We start from the raw sequence: 17,424 nt of genomic DNA, 5'->3' as shown, positions 1-17,424 counted from the left end.
GTCAGCGGGGCGCCGGCAGGGTGAGCTCGAAGACGCTCCCGCCACCTTCGCGCGAGGTCACGGCGATCTGTCCCCCGTGCCGCTCGACGATGCGGGCGCAGATCGCCAGCCCGAGGCCGGTGCCGGTGTAGCCGTCCTGGTGTGCACGGTGGAACGACTGGAACACGAGCTGCTGGTGGCCCTCAGGGATCCCGATGCCGTTGTCCGCGACGCGCACCAAGACCTGGACCCCCCGCTGCTCCCCCGTCACCAGGATCCGCGGGGTGACGCCCTGTGCGACGTACTTGGCCGCGTTGCCCAGCAGGTTGTCGATCAGCTGCCGGGTCATGCCGCGATCGGCGTACACCTCTGGGAGGTCCCCCACCCGAACGACCTCATCGATCCCACGCGCGGCCGCCACCTCGCCGACGAGGCCCTCCAGGTCGACGCGGCTGGCCGCGAGGGCGCGGCTCTGCGAGGTGGCCTGAGTGAGCAGGTCCTCGATGAGCGTGCGCATCCGGCCGCTGGCACCGCGGATGCGACCGAGCATGCCGAGGGCAGAGCTGGCGTCGATCGCCTGTCCCTCCGACGCCGCCTCGAACTGCTCCTGCAGGACCTCCGCCCACGACTCGACCACGTGGAGCGGGTTGCGCAGGTCGTGGGCCACCACACCCGCGAAGGCGCCCAGCTCCTCGCGCTGTCGCCGGTCGTCGGTCACGTCCCGGAGGACCAGCACGCCGCGGCGGGTGCCGTCCTGCTGCGGCGGCAGCGGGGTCGCGGACACAGCCAGGATCCGGTTGACCTCGTCGGCCCCGCGGAACAGCAGGTCCATGTCACGCACCTTCTCGCCCCCAAGGGCAAGGCGGGACGGCTGATCCTCGGGGGCGATCTCCGAGCCGTCGGGCCAGCGCCGGCCGTCCTGGCGCATCAGTGCCCCGGCGTCCCCCGGCGCGAGACCCAACGCCTGGTACGCCGCGTCGTTGGCGCTGGCCACCTCGCCGCGATCGTTGAACACGACGATGCCCTCGGACATCGAGTCGATCAGGGTGGCGAGCAGGGCAGCCTGGCTCGCGGTCTGCTCCTGGGCGGCCATCAGGGATGAGCCCAGGCGGTCGCGCTCGTCGGCGGAGGTCGCCAGCGCGAGCGCCATCACCAGCTCGAGGAGCAGGAACAGCTGGGCGAGCAATGCCGCCGTGTGGGCGTCTGCCACCCTGGCGAACGGCCCCATGCCCGCGAGGGTGAAGGCGATCGCCACGGCGCCGCAGAGGACGGAGTGCGTCGCCGCGACCAGGGTGGAGAACCGGAGCCCCGCCCAGACCGTCACGGCGAGCAGCGGGAACGCCAGCGGGAGCTCGGCGGTGAAGGCCAGCAGGTAGACACCGGCGGTGACAGCGGCCAGCGTCAGGAGCTCGCGGGGACCGCCCATGCCCTGCAGGGCCCCCGCACGCTCAGGGGGACCGAACCGTCGCCGGTGCAGCACCAGGTGGCCCAGGATCCCGACACCGAGGATGCCCGCGGTGTTGCGGCCCCACCAGACCACGCCAGAAAGCAGGTCCTGCGGGTTGCCCAGGAAGGTGAGCCCCAGGGTGCCGATGCCGACGCCGGCCAGGCAGGCGACCGACGCGGAGAACACGAACGCGGCCAGTGTCGACACGGCGTCGACCGTGCGCCGCCCGCCGCAGCCCCACAGGCGTGGCATGAGGCGGGACACGAGCCCCACCATCAGCACCGTCTGCACGACGTTGGCCACGCCGATCAGGCAGGCCTGGAGCCAGGGCGCCCCGGTGGCCAGGTTGACCGCGAAGGCGACGCCGCCCAGCAGCGTGATGTCGAAGACCCGGCTGGAACGGTCCTGGAGCAGCAGCCACAGGAACCCGACCCCCGCTGCCGGCCACACCAGGCCCAGGGTGCCGCCCTCCCCGACGGTGGCACGGCCCAGGAAACCGGCCGCGAGGTAGGCGAGCGCCCACGCGAGAGAGCGAGCCAATGCCCGAGAGCTCATGTGGTCACACTAGTAAAGCGCGCCGTCGGGCGCCGGTCACTGCATCTCGGCGAACGCCTCCACCTTCGTGCGCCGCCTCACGCGTCGTCCGCGAGGTCCTCGCCGTGGGTGCCCGGCCGGGGTGCCCACGGCAGCTCCTTGGCGGGCCGTACGACGATCAGGCGGTCGCCGCGGGCCAGCAGCGACACGACCGGGTCGAAGTAGCGGTAGACCTTCTCGTCCCGGACCACGGCGATCACCTGGTCGGGCAGCGACTGCGGTTGCTTGCCGACCTCGTTGACGAGCAGCTCCCGCTCGGCGACCTCGAGCCCCTCGCCGTAGGCCAGCAGGTCCTCCATGACCGTGCCGAGCATCGGGGACATCGCCGAGAGCCCGAGCAGGCGGCCGACGGCGTCGGAGGAGGTGATGACCGAGTTGGCGCCCGACTGGCGCATCAGCGGCACGTTCTCCTGCTCGCGCACGGCAGCGACGATCCAGACGTCGGGGTTGAGCTGGCGGACCGTGAGGGTCGAGAGCACGTTGGAGGCGTCGCTGTCGGTGGTGATGATGACCTGGGTCGCGCTGTCGACGCCCGCGCGTCGCAGCACCTCCCGCCGCGTCGCGTCGCCCGTGACCACGGCGAGGCCGTCCTCGTGCGCCTCCTCCAGCGCCAGCGGGCTGGGGTCGACGACGACGATCGCCTCCCGGGGGTGACCGTTGTTGACCAGGGTGTCGACGGCGCTGCGGCCCTTGGTGCCGTAGCCGACGACGACGACGTGCTCTCCCATGTTCTTCCTCCACCGGGCGACCCGGAACATCTCGCGGCCCTGGGAGGCGAGGACCTCCAGGGTGGTGCCGATCAGCAGCACCAGGAAGGCGATGCGCGCCGGGGTGATGATGAACGCGTTGACCAACCGGGCTCCCTCGGTGACCGGGGCGATGTCGCCGTAGCCGGTCGTGCTCAGGGTGACGGTCGTGTAGTAGATCGCGTCGATGAGCGACAGTGTCCGCTCGGGGTCGTTGTTGTCGGTATAGCCGCCACGATCGAGGTAGACCAGCAGCACCGTGCCCACCAGGATCGAGAGGGCGGCCAACAACCGCCGCCCGAGCTCCCACCACGGTGAGCGCACCACAGCCGGGAGTGCGACCGAACCGGTGGTGGATCCGGCGGGTGGGGTGAGGGCCTCCGACACGCTCAGGAGTCTTTCATGGCGATGCGCTGCCGCAGCCGCTGCACGAGCTCGAGCCGCGCGCGGGTCGTCGTCTTCTGCGGGAAGACGGTGTCGAAGGCCGCGTTGACGGCTGCCCCGATGAGCACGGCGATGGCCAGCAGGTAGAGCCAGAGCAGCACCGCGATCGGCGCGGCGAGCGGGCCGTAGATCGACTTGGACTCGGCGGCCGTCACCGTGAGCACCCACCGCAGCACCCAGGAGCCGGCCACCCAGCAGAACAGGCTGAAGACCGCACCGGGAAGGTTGAAGCTCCAGTTGGTCCGCACCGGCACGGACACGTGGTAGAGGGTCGCCAGGAAGCAGATGCACAGCACCACGACGGTGGGCCAGTAGAAGCCCATCAGGAACTCGAGCCGGCGCGGCAGCCAGTGGCCGACCAGGTCGGGCCCGGCCACGATGAGCGGGATGCTCACCATGCCGGTGAGCATCGCCAGGATGTAGAGCACGAAGGAGAGCGCCCGCGTCCGGAGGATCCCGCGGTGCCCGCCCAGCCCGTGCATGATCGTGATGGTGTCGACGAAGACGTTGAGGGCCCGCGAGCCCGACCAGAGGGCGAGCACGAAGCCGACGGAGATGACGTCGTAGCGACCGCCCTCGAGGACCTGGTCGATGGTGCGGGTGATGATCTTGTTGACGGCCTCGTCGGTGAGCGCCCGGCTCGAGAGGTCGATCACCGCCTGGCGCACGTCCTCCACCTGGGCCGCGGTGAAGCGCTCCGAGACGAAGCCGATCGCACCCGCCATGGCGAAGACCAGCGGCGGCACGGACAGCACCGCGAAGAACGCCGCCTCGGCCGCCAGCCCGGAGACGCGGTAGCGCAGGCAGGAGCCGGCCGTGGTGACGATGATCCGCCACAGGTGCTCGCGCGCGCCGAGGGCTCCGGAGCGGATCGAGCGCAGGGCAGGATGCTGCTGGCTCGCCTCGACCATGGGCCTACCGTAAGGCCATGGACAGCGACATCCGGGCATCCGCCAACCAGGCGCCGCCCCTGGTCGGCCACAACGTCGTCACGTCCGACCGCGCGCTGGTCGACGCGGTCACCCGCCACGGCGGCGCCGAGGTGGTGGAATCGCTGGTCGGGCTGGGAGCCGCGGCCGGCACCGCCGAGGCACGCGAGCACGGGATGCTCGCCAACCGGCACCACCCCGAGCTCACGCCGTACGACCGCTGGGGCAACCGCGTCGACGAGGTCTCCTTCCACCCCTCGTGGCACTGGCTGATGGAGCGCGCGATCGGCCACGGCCTCGCGGCCACGCCGTGGACGCGCGCCGAGGAGGGCGACGCGCATGCCCACCTGCGCCGGGCGGCGGGGTTCTTCGCCTGGTCCCAGACCGAGCCGGGTCACGGCTGCCCCGTCTCCATGACGTACGCCGCGGTGCCGGCGCTGCGGGCCGATGACGCCCTGGCCAAGGAGTGGACTCCCCTGCTGGCGTCCACCACCTACGACCCGGGCCTCCGCCCGCACGCCGAGAAGCGCGGAGCTCTCGCCGGCATGGGGATGACCGAGAAGCAGGGCGGTTCCGACGTACGGGCCAACGTCACCACCGCGACCCCGGCCGGCGACGACGGCTGGTATGCGCTCCGCGGGCACAAGTGGTTCACCTCCGCGCCCATGAACGACATGTTCCTGGTGCTGGCCCAGGCCGAAGGCGGCGTCACCTGCTTCGTCGTGCCGCGCGTCCTCCCCGACGGCACCCGCAATCGAATCGACCTGGTGCGGCTCAAGGACAAGCTCGGCAACCGGTCCAACGCGTCGAGCGAGCTCGAGCTCGACGGCACGCTGGGCCAGCGGCTCGGCGACGAGGGACGTGGGGTCCGCACGATCATCGAGATGGTGGCCGCCACCCGGCTCGACTGCGTCCTGGGGTCCGCCTCGCTGATGCGGCGCGCCCTCGCCGAGGCGTCGTGGCACGTCAGCCACCGCTCGGCGTTCGGCTCGCTGCTCGCCGACAAGCCGCTGATGCAGAACGTCGTGGCCGACCTCGCCGTCGAGTCCGAGGCCGCGACCGCGCTGGCCATGCGGCTGGCGGCGGCCGTGGACGCGCCGCACGACGCGCACGAGGCGGCGCTGCGCCGGATCGCCCTGCCCCTGGCCAAGTTCTGGGTGTGCAAGCGCACGCCGGCGATGGTGGCCGAGGCGCTGGAGTGCCTCGGCGGCAACGGCTACGTCGAGGAGTCGGGGCTGCCGCTGCTCTTCCGCGAGTCGCCGCTCAACTCGATCTGGGAGGGCTCGGGCAACGTCAACGCACTGGACGTGCTGCGGGCGCTGTCCCGCGAGCCGGAGGCGCTGGCCGCGTGGATCACCGAGGTCGGCGCCGCCCGCGGCGAAGACCCGCGGCTCGACCGGGCCATCGACGACGCCCTGGCGCTGCTCGGCGAGGTCACCGGCCTCGAGGTCGGCGCCCGCCGCCTGGCCGGCCAGATGGCCGCCTGCCTGCAGGGCTCGCTCCTGGTGCGCTTCGGCCCGCCCGAGGTGGCGGACGCGTTCTGCGCCTCACGCCTGGGCACGTCGTACGGCGGCACGTTCGGCGCGCTCACCGGCGGCGACCTGCGGGCGATCGTGGACAGGGCGACGCCCAGCCTGTCCTGAGACAGGCTGGGCGCCGACAGATCCGGGTCAGACGAGAGCAGGCTGCCCCGTGTTGGAGTCCTCGCGAGCGGCCTCGACGGGGTCGCCGTAGGCCTCGTCCTCGTCGAGCATCGTGGTCTCGTCGAACGGGTCGTCCCCGGCGATCACGCGGTCGAACTGCGCGCGGTCGAGGCCGCCGGTCCAGGTGCCGATGAGCACCGTCGCCACGGCGTTGCCGGCGAAGTTGGTGAGCGCACGGGCCTCCGACATGAACCGGTCGATGCCGACGATCAGGCCGACGCCGTCCACCAGGTCCGGGCGGTGCGAGCTGAGCCCGCCGGCCAGCGTGGCCATGCCCGCGCCGGTGACGCCGGCGGCGCCCTTGGAGGCGACCATCATGAAGAGCAGCAGGGAGATCTGCTCGCCGATCGACAGCGGGTCGCCCATCGCCGAGGCGATGAAGAGCGAGGCCATCGTCAGGTAGATCGCGGTGCCGTCCAGGTTGAACGAGTAGCCGGTCGGGACGACCACGCCCACGGTGGGCTTGTCGACGCCGGCGTGCTCCATCTTCGCGATCAGGCGCGGCAGCGCCGACTCGGAGGACGAGGTGGAGACGATCAGCAGGAACTCGCGGGCCAGGTACTTCAGCAGCGAGAAGAGGTTGATGCCGGTGGTGAGCTTGAGCAGCGCCCCGAGGATCACGAAGACGAACAGCGCGCAGGTGACGTAGAAGCCGAACATCAGGACCGCGAGGCTCTTCAGCGCGTCCACGCCGGTCTCGCCGACCACCGCGGCCATGGCGCCGAAGGCGCCGACCGGAGCGACCCACATGATCATCGAGAGGACGCGGAAGACGAGGCGCTGGGCGTGGCCGACACCGCGGAGGATCGGCTCACCCGTGCGGCCCATCGCCTGCAGGGCGAAGCCGACCAGAAGGGCGACGAGCAGGGTCTGCAGGACCTCGCCGGAGGTGAGGGCCGACAGCAGCGAGTCCGGGATGATGCCGAGGAGGAAGTCGGCAGTCGTGGCGTGCGCGCCCGACGCCTGCTCGGCGCCCGCCGAGGCGGCCTCCTCGGTCAGCTGCAGGCCCGAGCCCGGGTGCAGGATGTTGCCGACGACCAGACCGATGGCCAGCGCCGCGGTCGACATCGTCAGGAAGTAGGCGAGCGCCAGGCCGCCGACCTTGCCGACCTTCGCGGCGCTGCGGACCGACCCGACGCCGAGCACGATGGTGCAGAAGATCACCGGCTGGATCATCATCTTGATCAGCCCGACGAAGGCCTGGCCGATGGGCTTCAGCTCGACGGCGAACGCCGGTGCGACGAGGCCGACGAGGATGCCGAGGGCGACCGCGGCGATCACCGCGATGTACAGGTAATGGGTCCGGTCCTTGCGCCGTACGGCGCCGCCGGGCGTCTCCGTGGTGGGGGTCATCGTTCCTCCAGAGCCGGCCCGGGCCGGGTGCCCGGTGCCACGCACTCATGCTGGTTGCCGCTGTGACAGCGGTCACTGTTCTGTTCGTTGAGTTCGTGACGGACGCCACTCCCGCCGGGTGCGGCACAATGCGCCCATGGGCCGGTCGCGCGAGGGATCAGTGGCCCGCCAGGTGCTCCTCCTCCAGGTGCTGGTGGTGCTCCTCGTGGTGGGCGCTGCGCTCGGCCTCGCGGCGTACGACGCGCGCCAGGACGCACGGGACAGCGCCGTCGACACCGCGGTCTCGGTCGCGCAGGCGGTGGCCGACTCCCCCGCCGTCCACGCCGCGCTGAAGTCCCCCGACCCGTCCGCCGAGCTGCAGCCGTACGCCGAGCGGGTGCGGAAGGACACGGACGTCGACTTCGTCGTCGTGATGGGCCTCGACCGCACGCGCTACACGCACACCAATCCGGCGCAGATCGGGAAGCCGTTCATCGGCGACCTCGGCGGCGCACCCGAGGGGAAGGTGTTCACCCAGGAGTACACCGGCACCCTCGGTCCCTCGATGCGGGCCGTCGTCCCCGTCATCGACGACGGCGCCGTCGTCGCGCTGGTCTCCGTCGGGATCACCGTCGACCGGATCGACGCCGAGCTGCGCCGGGCGCTGCTGCCGCTCGCGCTGGCCGGGGCCGTCGTGCTCGGGGTGGGGCTGCTCGGCGCCCTGCTGATCAGCCGCCGGCTGCGGCGGCAGACCCACGGCCTCGGCGAGGCGGAGCTGGGCCGGATGTTCGAATACCACCAGGCGGTGCTGCACGCCGTACGCGAAGGACTGCTCCTCCTCGACGACCAGGACCGGGTGCAGCTGGTCAACGACGAGGCCCGCCGGCTGCTGGACCTGCCCGACGACGTCGTCGGCCGGCCCGTGGCCGAGCTGGGACTCCCCCCGGCGCTGGTGCGCACTGCTGTCGGCGAGACCGCGGAGGCCGACGACGTCTACGTCACCGGCAACCACGTGCTCGTCGTCAGCTCGTCCCCGGCCCGCTGGAAGGGACGGGAGGTCGGCGCCGTGGTGACCCTGCGCGACCGCACCGAGCTGCAGGCCGTGACCGGAGAGCTCGACGTGGTGCGCGGCCTGACCGAGGCGCTGCGCGCGCAGAACCACGAGTCGGCCAACCGGCTGCACACCGTGGTCTCCCTCATCGAGATGGGCCGGCCGGATGAGGCAGTCGACTTCGCCACCGAGGAGCTGCAGGTCGCCCAGCTGCTCACCGACCGCGTCGTCGGCGCGGTGGACGACCCCGTGCTGGCCGCGCTGCTCCTGGGCAAGTCCGCCGAGGCAGCCGAGCGGGGCATCGTCCTCTCCGTCGACGGCGCGGTCGCTCCCGACCCGCTGCCCGTCGAGCCCCGCGACCTCGTGACGATCGCCGGCAACCTCGTCGACAACGCCCTCGACGCCGTCGCGGGCGGAGAGGGTGCCCGGGTCGAGGTCGCGGTTGAATGGGACGCCGACCACCTCTCCCTCCGCGTGGGCGACAACGGACCGGGCATCGACCCCGCCGACCGCGAGCACGTGCTCGAGCGCGGATGGTCGACCAAGGCGGGCGGCGGTGCCGGCCGCGGCGTGGGCCTCGCCCTCGTGGCGCAGGTCGCCCGACGCCACGGCGGCACCGTCCGCATCGGCAGCTCCGCCCTCGGTGGCGCCGAGGTCGAGGTCTGCCTCACCGGCGACCGGGGAGGCCGGCCATGACCGTGCGCGTGCTGGTGGTGGAGGACGAGGCCGTGGCAGCAGAGGCGCACAGCGCGTACGTCGGCCGGGTGCCCGGCTTCGAGGTCGCGGGCGTGGCCAGGTCGGCCGGCGAGGCGATGCGGCACCTCGCTGGGGACCGGCACGTCGACCTCCTGCTCCTCGACATGCACCTGCCGGACGGCCACGGGCTGGGCCTGCTGCAGCGGCTGCGCGCCGCCGGCCACCTCTGCGACGTGATCGCCGTGACGTCGGCCCGCGACGCCGACGTGGTGCGGCACGCGGTCGCCCAGGGCGTGGTGCTCTACCTCCTCAAGCCGTTCACGTTCGCCACGTTCCGGGCCAAGCTCGAGCAGTACGCCGCCTACCGCGCGGAGCTGGCCGGCGCCTCCGACGACGTCGCCCAGGACGAGGTCGACCGCCTGCTCGGCACCCTGCGCCCCTCCTCGGCCACGGCTCCGCTGCCCAAGGGCATGAGCGCCGAGTCGATGCGCCAGGTGACCGAGGTCCTCCGAGGCTCCGACACGCCGCTGTCGGCGACGGAGATGGCCGCCGCGATCGGCTCGTCGCGGGTCACCGCACGGCGCTACCTCGAGCACCTCGCCGGCGCGGACCTCGTCACGCGCAGCCCGCGCTACGGCGGCTCCGGCCGCCCCGAGGTCGAATACCGCTGGCGGACCGCCTGAGCCTCAGCCCAGCGCCGCGGCGACCACCTCGCGCGCCTCGGCCTGCACCTGGGCGAGGTGATCGGGCCCGCGGAACGACTCGGCGTAGATCTTGTAGACGTCCTCCGTGCCCGAGGGCCGGGCAGCGAACCACGCGGACTCGGTGGTGACCTTGAGCCCGCCGATCTTCGCGCCGTTGCCGGGCGCCTCGGTCAGCCGCTCGGTGATCGGCTCGCCGGCCAGCTCGGTCGCCTTCACGTCGTCGGGCGAGAGCACCGCGAGCTTGGCCTTCTGCTCACGGTCGGCGGGCGCGTCGACGCGGGCGTACGCCGGCTCGCCGTGCTGCTTCACCAAGTCGGCGTAGTGCTCGCTCGGTGTCCTCCCGGTGGTCGCCAGGATCTCGCTGGCCAGCAGCGCGAGCAGGAGGCCGTCCTTGTCGGTCGTCCAGGTCGTGCCGTCCTTGCGCAGGAACGACGCGCCGGCCGACTCCTCGCCGCCGAAGCCGAAGGAGCCGTCGACCAGCCCGGGCACGAACCACTTGAAGCCCACCGGCACCTCGACGAGCGGCTTGCCGAGGCCGGCCGCGACCTTGTCGATCATCGAGCTGGACACCAGCGTCTTCCCGATCCGCGCGGTCTCCGGCCAGTCGGGCCGGGCTCCGCCGAAGAGGTGGCCGATCGCGACGGCGAGGAAGTGATTGGGGTTCATCAGGCCGGCGTCCGGGGTGACGATGCCGTGCCGGTCGGCGTCCGCGTCGTTGCCCGTCGCCACGTCGTAGTCGTCCTTGCGGCGGATCAGGCTGGCCATCGCGCTCGGCGACGAGCAGTCCATCCGGATCTTCTCGTCCCAGTCGAGGGTCATGAACCGCCACGTCGGGTCGACCAGCGGGTTGACCACCGTCAGCTCGAGGCCGTGCCGCTCGGCGATCTCGCCCCAGTAGGCGACGCTGGCGCCGCCCAGCGGGTCGGCGCCGATCCGCACGCCCGCCTCCCGGACCTTGTCGAGGTCGAGCACCGAGGGCAGGTCGTCGACATAGCTGCCCAGGAAGTCGTACGCCGACACGGCCGCGCGCGCCCGTGCGAACGGCACCCGGCGTACGCCGTCGAGGCCGGCCGCGATCAGCTCGTTGGCCCGCTGCGCGATCACGCCCGTGGCATCGGAGTCTGCGGGCCCGCCGTGGGGCGGGTTGTACTTGAAGCCCCCGTCGGCGGGCGGGTTGTGCGAGGGGGTGACGACGATGCCGTCGGCGAGGCCGCTGGTCCTTCCCCTGTTGGCCTTGATGATCGCGTGCGACAGCGCCGGGGTGGGCGTGTAGCCGTCGCGGTCGTCGACCAGGACCGTCACGTCGTTGGCGACGAGCACCTCGAGGGCGGTCGCCCACGCGGGCTCGGAGAGGGCATGGGTGTCGCGGCCGATGAAGAGCGGCCCGTCGAAGCCCTGCTCGGCGCGGTAGTCGCAGATCGCCTGGGTGATCGCGGCGATGTGCTGCTCGTTGAAGGACGTCTTCAGGCTCGAGCCGCGGTGGCCGCTGGTGCCGAAGGCGACCTGCTGATCGACGTCGTCGGGATCGGGCTGCTGCGTGTAGTAGGCCGTCACCAGGTGCGCGACGTCGACGAGGTCCTGCGGCTGGGCGGGCGTGCCCGCGCGACTCATGACGGGACCTCCTGGCCCTTGGCGAGCACCGTGAGGCCGTCCTCGACGGCGAAACCGCGGGCGAGGTCGGCCTCGGGGTCCACGCCGATCTCCACCCCGGGCGGCACGACGACGTTCTTGTCGATGATGGCGTTGCGGATGACGGCGCCGGGACCGATGCGGACGCAGGGGAGGATGACCGAGTCGGACACCGAGGCCCCCTCGTCGACGTACACCCCAGGCGACAGCACGGACCTGCTCACCGTGCCGCCGGTGATCACGACCCCGTTCGACAGGATCGAGTTGAAGGTGGGGATGGCCTCGCCGGCGTGGCCCTCGACGAGCTTGGCCGGGGGCAGCGGGTCGTAGCTGGTGTAGATCGGCCACTGGCCGTTGTAGAGGTTGAAGACCGGCAGCGGAGCGACCAGGTCCATGTGCGCCGCGTAGTAGGAGCGCATCGTCCCCACGTCGCGCCAGTAGCCACGGTCGCGCTCGTTGGAGCCGGGCACGTCGTTGTCCTTGTAGTCGTAGACCGCCGCCTCCGACTTGTCGACGAACCAGGGCACGATGTCGCCGCCCATGTCGTGCTTGGACCGCTCGAGGTCGGCGTCGCGGGTGACCGCGTCGCGCAGCGCCTCGGCGTCGAAGACGTAGTTGCCCATGCTCGCCAGCACCTCCCCCGGCGAGTCGGGCAGGCCCACGGGGTCGGTCGGCTTCTCCAGGAAGGCACGGATGCGCTTGGGCGACTCCGGGTCGACGTCGATGACCCCGAACTGGTCGGCCAGCTCGATCGGCTGGCGGATCGCCGCGACCGTGCAGCCGGCCCCGGACTCGATGTGCTCGTCGACCATCTGGGAGAAGTCCATGCGGTAGACGTGGTCGGCGCCGACCACGACCACGATGTCGGGGCGCTCGTCGGTGAGCAGGTTGAGCGACTGGAAGATCGCGTCGGCGCTGCCGAGGTACCACCGCTTCCCCACCCGCTGCTGGGCCGGCACCGGGGTGACGTAGTTGCCGAGCATCGTCGACATCCGCCACGTCGTGGAGATGTGCCGGTCGAGGCTGTGCGACTTGTACTGGGTCAGCACGACCACCTTGAGGTAGCCCGAGTTGACGACGTTGGAGAGAGCGAAGTCGATCAACCGGTAGATGCCACCGAAGGGCACCGCCGGTTTGGCCCGGTCGGCCGTCAGCGGCAGCAGCCGCTTCCCTTCCCCTCCCGCGAGGACGATGGCGAGCACCTTCTTGCGGCCGTGTGCACTCATGGGTGTGAACCTAGCCACAGGAAGGGGAGGCGGTCGAGGGCGGCTCGCGAGTAGTTTCTCCTCCATGCGAATCGACGTGCTGAGCAAGGAGTACCCGCCCGAGGTCTATGGCGGAGCCGGAGTCCATGTCGCCGAGCTGGTCCGCGCGCTGCGCGGGCTGGCCGACGTGGAGGCCCGCGTGAGGTGCTTCGGTGCGCCCCGCGACGAGCCCGGCACCACGGCGTACGCCGAGCCGGCAGACCTCGCGAAGGCGAACGCCGCCGTGCGCACCCTCGGCGTCGACCTCGCGATGGTCGACGACTGCGCCGGCGCGGACCTGGTGCACTCGCACACCTGGTACGCCAACATGGCCGGCCACCTCGCCTCGCTGCTCCACGGCATCCCGCACGTCGTCACCGCCCACAGCCTCGAGCCGATGCGGCCCTGGAAGGCCGAGCAGCTGGGTGGCGGCTACGCCCTGTCCAGCTGGGCCGAGCGCACGTCGTACGAGGGGGCGGCCGGGGTGGTCGCGGTGAGCGCCGCCATGCGCGACGACGTGCTGCGGTCCTACCCGTCCGTCGACCCCGCCCGGGTGCACGTGGTGCACAACGGCATCGACACCACCGACTGGTCCCCCGCCGTCGACCCCGACCGGGTGCGCGAGCTCGGCGTCGACCCGGACCGCCCGAGCGTGATCTTCGTCGGCCGGATCACCCGGCAGAAGGGCCTGCCGCTCTTCCTGCGGGCCGCCGCGACGCTGCCGCCCGAGGTGCAGCTGGTGCTGTGCGCCGGCGCCCCGGACACCCCGGAGATCCTGGCCGAGGTCGAGGGCCTGGTCGACGACCTGCGCGCCACGCGCGACGGCGTGGTCTGGATCGCCGAGATGCTGCCCCGGCCCGACGTCGTACGCCTCCTCACCGCCGCGACCGTCTTCGCCTGCCCGTCGATCTACGAGCCGCTGGGCATCGTCAACCTCGAGGCGATGGCCTGCGAGACCGCGGTGGTGGCCACCGCGACCGGCGGCATCCCCGAGGTCGTGGTGGACGGCGAGACCGGGTGGCTGGTGCCGATCGAGCAGGCCACGGACGGCACGGGCACGCCGCTCGACCCCGAGCGCTACGTCGCCGACTTCGGTGCGGCGCTGGTCGACGCGGTGAGCGACCCGGAGCGGGCCCGGGCCCGCGGCAAGGCCGGCCGCGAGCGGGCCATCGAGCACTTCAGCTGGCCGGCGATCGCCGAGCAGACGCTGGGGATCTACCGCTCGCTGCTCTGAGGTCGGCTGGGCGGTGGCCTAGCAACCGTTGTCCACGCTGATTCGGTTGCTATCCCACCGCTCACCGCCGCCGAGGGTCAGGAGAGCTCGAGGCCGGGGTAGAGCGGGTGCTTGTCGAGCAGCTCGCCCGCCTGGGCCTTGACCCGGACGGCCACACCGTCGCCGAGCCGGTAGGACGCCTTCGACGGGTCGCCCGCCTTGGTGGCGCCGGGCTCGGTGTTGCTGAGCACGTCGACGATCAGCTCGGCGACCTTGTCGAACTCGTCGTGGCCGAAGCCGCGGGTCGTCAGGGCGGGGGTGCCGAGGCGGACGCCGGAGGTGTACCAGGCGCCGTTGGGGTCGGCCGGGATCGAGTTGCGGTTGGTGACCACGCCCGCGTCGAGCAGCGCCGACTCGGCCTGGCGGCCGGTGAGGCCGAAGGAGGTCACGTCGAGCAGGACCAGGTGGTTGTCGGTGCCGCCGGTGACCAGCCGCGCGCCGCGGGTCAGGAAGCCCTCGGCGAGCGACTTGGCGTTGTCGGCGACGCGCTGCGCGTAGGCCTGGAACTCCGTCGTGCGCGCCTCGGCGAAGGCCACTGCCTTCGCGGCCATCACGTGCGAGAGCGGGCCGCCGAGCACCATCGGGCAGCCGCGGTCGACGCTCGAGGCGTACTCCTCCTGCGCCAGCACCATGCCGCCGCGCGGCCCACGCAGCGACTTGTGCGTCGTCGTGGTGGTGATGTGCGCGTGCGGCACCGGGTCCTCGTCGCCGGTGAAGACCTTGCCGGCGACCAGGCCCGCGAAGTGGGCCATGTCGACCATCAGGGTGGCGTCGACCTCGTCGGCGATCTCGCGCATCTTCGCGAAGTCCACGCGGCGGGGGTACGCCGAGTAGCCGGCGACGATGACGAGCGGCTGGAACTCCCGGGCCTTCGCGCGGACGGCGTCGTAGTCGAGCAGCCCGGTCTCGGGGTCGGTGCCGTACTGCTGCTGGTGGAACATCTTGCCGCTGATGTTGGGGCGGAAGCCGTGGGTGAGGTGGCCACCGGCGTCGAGCGACATGCCCAGCAGGCGCTGGTTGCCCATCTCGTGGCGCAGCGACTCCCAGTCCTCCTCGGTCAGCTCGTTGACGTTCTTCGCGCCGAACTTCTGCAGCCAGGGGCCCTCGATGCGGTGGGCGATGATCGACCAGAAGGCGACGAGGTTGGCGTCGATGCCGGAGTGCGGCTGGACGTAGGCGTAGGGGGCGCCGAACAGCTCGCGCGCGTGCTCGGCGGCGATCGCCTCCACGGTGTCGACGTTCTGGCAGCCCGCGTAGAAGCGGTGGCCGACGGTGCCCTCGGCGTACTTGTCGCTGAACCAGGTGCCCATCGTCATCAGCACGGCGGGCGAGGCGTAGTTCTCCGACGCGATCAGCTTGAGCGACGCCCGCTGGTCGGCGAGCTCCTGGCGCGTGGCCTCGGCGATCCGGGGCTCCACCGAGCCGATGACCTCGAGGGCCTGGGAGTATGCGCTGCTGATCAGGGAGTCGCTCATGGCGACAGCCTAGAGCCGTTCCCGACCGCGGATCGAACCCGGACACGATGTGACCTGAGCCGCAGAGACTGCGGCGCTCGCGCGTGCCGCCGCGTCGGCCGTCTCATATCGTGGCGGAGCGTCTCAGGACATGAGATTGCGAGTTGTGGAAAGGGTGTCCGCCCCCTGAGACTCCTTGACATGGTCTCCGCTGCAACCCATGCGCACCTCGTGGTACGTCGCCACGTGGACCTGATGCGCACGCGCAGCATGATCTGTTGGCCTCGCTGATTTCCACGCCGCCCCCGTTCACCCCCACCGCGCCCAACGACGCGCGCGGCCCCTCAGCGAAGAGGACCATCCTCCCCCATGCCTGACCTGCGCCACCGGCCCGAGCCCGCCCAGCACACCGAGATCCCGCGTCCCAAACGCGCCGAGGGTCAGTGGGGCCTGGGCTACACCGAGCCGCTCAACAAGAACGAGCAGTCCAAGAAGGACGACGACCCGCTCAACGTCCGCTCGCGCATCCTGGGCATCTACTCCCGGCGCGGCTTCGACTCGATCGACCCGGCCGACCTGCGCGGCCGCTTCCGCTGGATGGGCCTCTACACCCAGCGCGCTCCCGGCTTCGACGGCGGCAAGACCGCGATGCTCGAGGAGGAGGAGCTCGACGACCGCTACTTCATGATGCGGGTCCGCACCGACGGGCAGATCCTCTCGGCCGACGCGCTGCGCGCCCTCGGCGGCGCGTCCACCGAGCACGCCCGCAACACCGCGGACATCACCGACCGCAACAACATCCAGTTCCACTGGATCGAGATCGAGAGCGTCCCCGCGATCTGGGAGCGGCTCGAGGCGGCCGGCCTGACAACCGTCGAGGCGTGCGGCGACAGCCCGCGCCCCTTCCTCGGCTCGCCTGTCGCGGGCATCGCCAAGGACGAGATCATCGACGGGTCGTCCGCGCTTGCGGAGATCAAGCGACGCGCGCTGAACAACCCGGCGTTCTCCAACCTGCCGCGCAAGTTCAAGACCGCGCTGACCGGCCACCCCAGCCACGACGTGGCGCCCGAGGTCAACGACGTCTCCTTCGTCGGCACGGTGCACCCCGAGCACGGCCCCGGCTTCGACCTCTGGGTCGGCGGCGGCCTCTCCACCAACCCGATGCTCGCCGCCCGGCTCGGCGTGTGGATCCCGCTCGAGGAGGTGCCCGATGCCTGGGAGGGCGTGGCGGGCATCTTCCGCGACTACGGCTACCGCCGGCTGCGCTCCAAGGCACGCCTGAAGTTCCTGGTCGCCGACTGGGGCAAGGAGAAGTTCCGCGAGGTGCTCGAGAACGAGTACCTCGAGCGCAAGCTCGTCGACTGCCCGTCCCCCGAGACCCCCGAGCGCCAGGGCGACCACATCGGCGTGCACGAGCAGAAGGACGGCAAGTTCTTCGTCGGCGCCGCCCCGGTCGTGGGCCGCATCGACGGCACCACGCTGAGCTCGCTCGGTGACCTCGTGGAGAAGTACGACGCCGCGGGCGTCCGCCTCACGGCGTACCAGAAGCTCGTGGTGATCGGCGTCGACGGCGCCCACACCGACGCGCTCCTCGACGACCTCGAGAAGATCGGCCTCACCGCCCGGCCGAGCAACTGGCGGCGCAACACGATGGCCTGCACCGGCATCGAGTTCTGCAAGCTCGCGATCGTCGACACCAAGGAGCGCTCCCGCAAGCTCGTCACCGAGCTGGAGAAGCGCTTCCCCGAGCTCGACACCCCGATCACGATCAACGTCAACGGCTGCCCCAACGCCTGCGCCCGCACGCAGGTCGCCGACATCGGCCTCAAGGGCCAGCTGGTCATGGACGCCGACGGCAACCAGGTCGAGGGCTTCCAGGTGCACCTCGGTGGCGCCCTCGGGCTGGGCGCCAACTTCGGCCGCAAGCTGCGCGCCCACAAGGTGACCAGCGCCGAACTCGACGACTACGTCACCCGGGTCGTGACCGCCTACCTCGCCGACCGCGAGGAGGGCGAGAGCTTCGCGACCTGGGCTGCCCGCGCCGACGAAGTCCACCTCCGCGGCGAGGCGCCCGCCGGCGAGCCGGCCGAGCCCGTGCTGGAAGGCGTCTGAGCATGAGCGAGCGCGCGGTCCCCTTCCACTGCCCCTACTGCGGAGACGAGAACCTCTTCCCGCGCGAGGGACACGGTGCGTGGGAAT

Annotated in this window: 12 protein-coding genes; 5 read left to right on the top strand and 7 right to left on the bottom strand. The window is 71.6% G+C overall.

Translation table 11 applies throughout. From position 1 onward, the window contains the following. Position 1: 1 nt before the first annotated feature. From DDE18_RS15465 to DDE18_RS15455, 3 genes are all read right to left on the bottom strand, one after another. Positions 2-1,981: an ATP-binding protein gene (locus DDE18_RS15465; protein ID WP_116573148.1), complete on the bottom strand. Its 1,980-nt coding sequence runs from the start codon at positions 1,979-1,981 to the stop codon at positions 2-4. A gap of 77 nt (positions 1,982-2,058) precedes the next feature. Then, a complete protein-coding gene (locus tag DDE18_RS15460; protein WP_245916738.1) occupies positions 2,059-3,153 on the bottom strand; it encodes a potassium channel family protein in 1,095 nt (364 codons plus the stop codon). A 2-nt stretch (positions 3,154-3,155) separates the two neighbouring features. Beyond that, positions 3,156-4,121 (bottom strand): YihY/virulence factor BrkB family protein, encoded by a 966-nt coding sequence (locus tag DDE18_RS15455; protein WP_116573147.1) that lies wholly within the window; start codon positions 4,119-4,121, stop codon positions 3,156-3,158. A gap of 17 nt (positions 4,122-4,138) precedes the next feature. Between DDE18_RS15455 and DDE18_RS15450 the strand changes: the two genes are divergently transcribed. Then, on the top strand, positions 4,139-5,782 hold the full coding sequence (locus DDE18_RS15450; protein WP_116573146.1) for an acyl-CoA dehydrogenase family protein: 1,644 nt from the start codon (positions 4,139-4,141) through the stop codon (positions 5,780-5,782). Positions 5,783-5,809: 27 nt separating this feature from the next. Here DDE18_RS15450 and DDE18_RS15445 read toward each other — a convergent pair whose 3' ends face one another. Beyond that, positions 5,810-7,195, bottom strand: coding sequence for a cation:dicarboxylate symporter family transporter (locus DDE18_RS15445; protein ID WP_116573145.1), 1,386 nt, complete (start codon positions 7,193-7,195; stop codon positions 5,810-5,812). 136 nt (positions 7,196-7,331) lie between these two features. Between DDE18_RS15445 and DDE18_RS15440 the strand changes: the two genes are divergently transcribed. Both DDE18_RS15440 and DDE18_RS15435 read left to right on the top strand, forming a co-directional pair. Next, positions 7,332-8,921 carry a sensor histidine kinase gene (locus tag DDE18_RS15440; RefSeq protein ID WP_116573144.1) on the top strand — a complete coding sequence of 530 codons (1,590 nt, stop codon included), beginning with the start codon at positions 7,332-7,334 and terminating at the stop codon, positions 8,919-8,921. After that, positions 8,918-9,604 (top strand): response regulator, encoded by a 687-nt coding sequence (locus tag DDE18_RS15435; protein WP_116573143.1) that lies wholly within the window; start codon positions 8,918-8,920, stop codon positions 9,602-9,604. Before DDE18_RS15440 ends, DDE18_RS15435 begins: the two co-directional genes overlap by 4 nt. Before the next feature lie 3 nt (positions 9,605-9,607). Here the strand turns inward: DDE18_RS15435 and pgm are convergent, their stop codons facing one another. Together pgm and glgC are read right to left on the bottom strand one after the other, a co-directional pair. Beyond that, positions 9,608-11,236 (bottom strand): phosphoglucomutase (alpha-D-glucose-1,6-bisphosphate-dependent), encoded by a 1,629-nt coding sequence (gene pgm, locus DDE18_RS15430; protein WP_116573142.1) that lies wholly within the window; start codon positions 11,234-11,236, stop codon positions 9,608-9,610. Beyond that, the gene (gene glgC / locus DDE18_RS15425; protein ID WP_116573141.1) at positions 11,233-12,480 is read right to left on the bottom strand and encodes a glucose-1-phosphate adenylyltransferase; all 1,248 of its coding nucleotides are present in this window, start codon (positions 12,478-12,480) and stop codon (positions 11,233-11,235) included. The genes pgm and glgC overlap by 4 nt, the downstream gene beginning before the upstream one ends. Before the next feature lie 64 nt (positions 12,481-12,544). Between glgC and glgA the strand changes: the two genes are divergently transcribed. Beyond that, the gene (glgA, locus tag DDE18_RS15420; protein WP_116573140.1) at positions 12,545-13,732 is read left to right on the top strand and encodes a glycogen synthase; all 1,188 of its coding nucleotides are present in this window, start codon (positions 12,545-12,547) and stop codon (positions 13,730-13,732) included. 77 nt (positions 13,733-13,809) lie between these two features. Here glgA and DDE18_RS15415 read toward each other — a convergent pair whose 3' ends face one another. After that, positions 13,810-15,246, bottom strand: a complete 1,437-nt coding sequence (locus DDE18_RS15415; RefSeq protein WP_116573139.1) for a glycine hydroxymethyltransferase — start codon at positions 15,244-15,246, stop codon at positions 13,810-13,812. A 348-nt stretch (positions 15,247-15,594) separates the two neighbouring features. Here DDE18_RS15415 and DDE18_RS15410 point away from each other — a divergent pair, with 348 nt between their 5' ends. Then, entirely contained in the window at positions 15,595-17,337 is a 1,743-nt protein-coding gene (locus tag DDE18_RS15410; RefSeq protein ID WP_116573138.1) for a nitrite/sulfite reductase, read from the top strand. The last annotated feature ends 87 nt before the right edge of the window (positions 17,338-17,424 follow it).

This window comes from Nocardioides gansuensis (genome assembly GCF_003076135.1).
GTDB classification, from domain to species: domain Bacteria; phylum Actinomycetota; class Actinomycetes; order Propionibacteriales; family Nocardioidaceae; genus Nocardioides; species Nocardioides gansuensis.
This window is presented reverse-complemented; position numbering and strand designations above follow the sequence as displayed.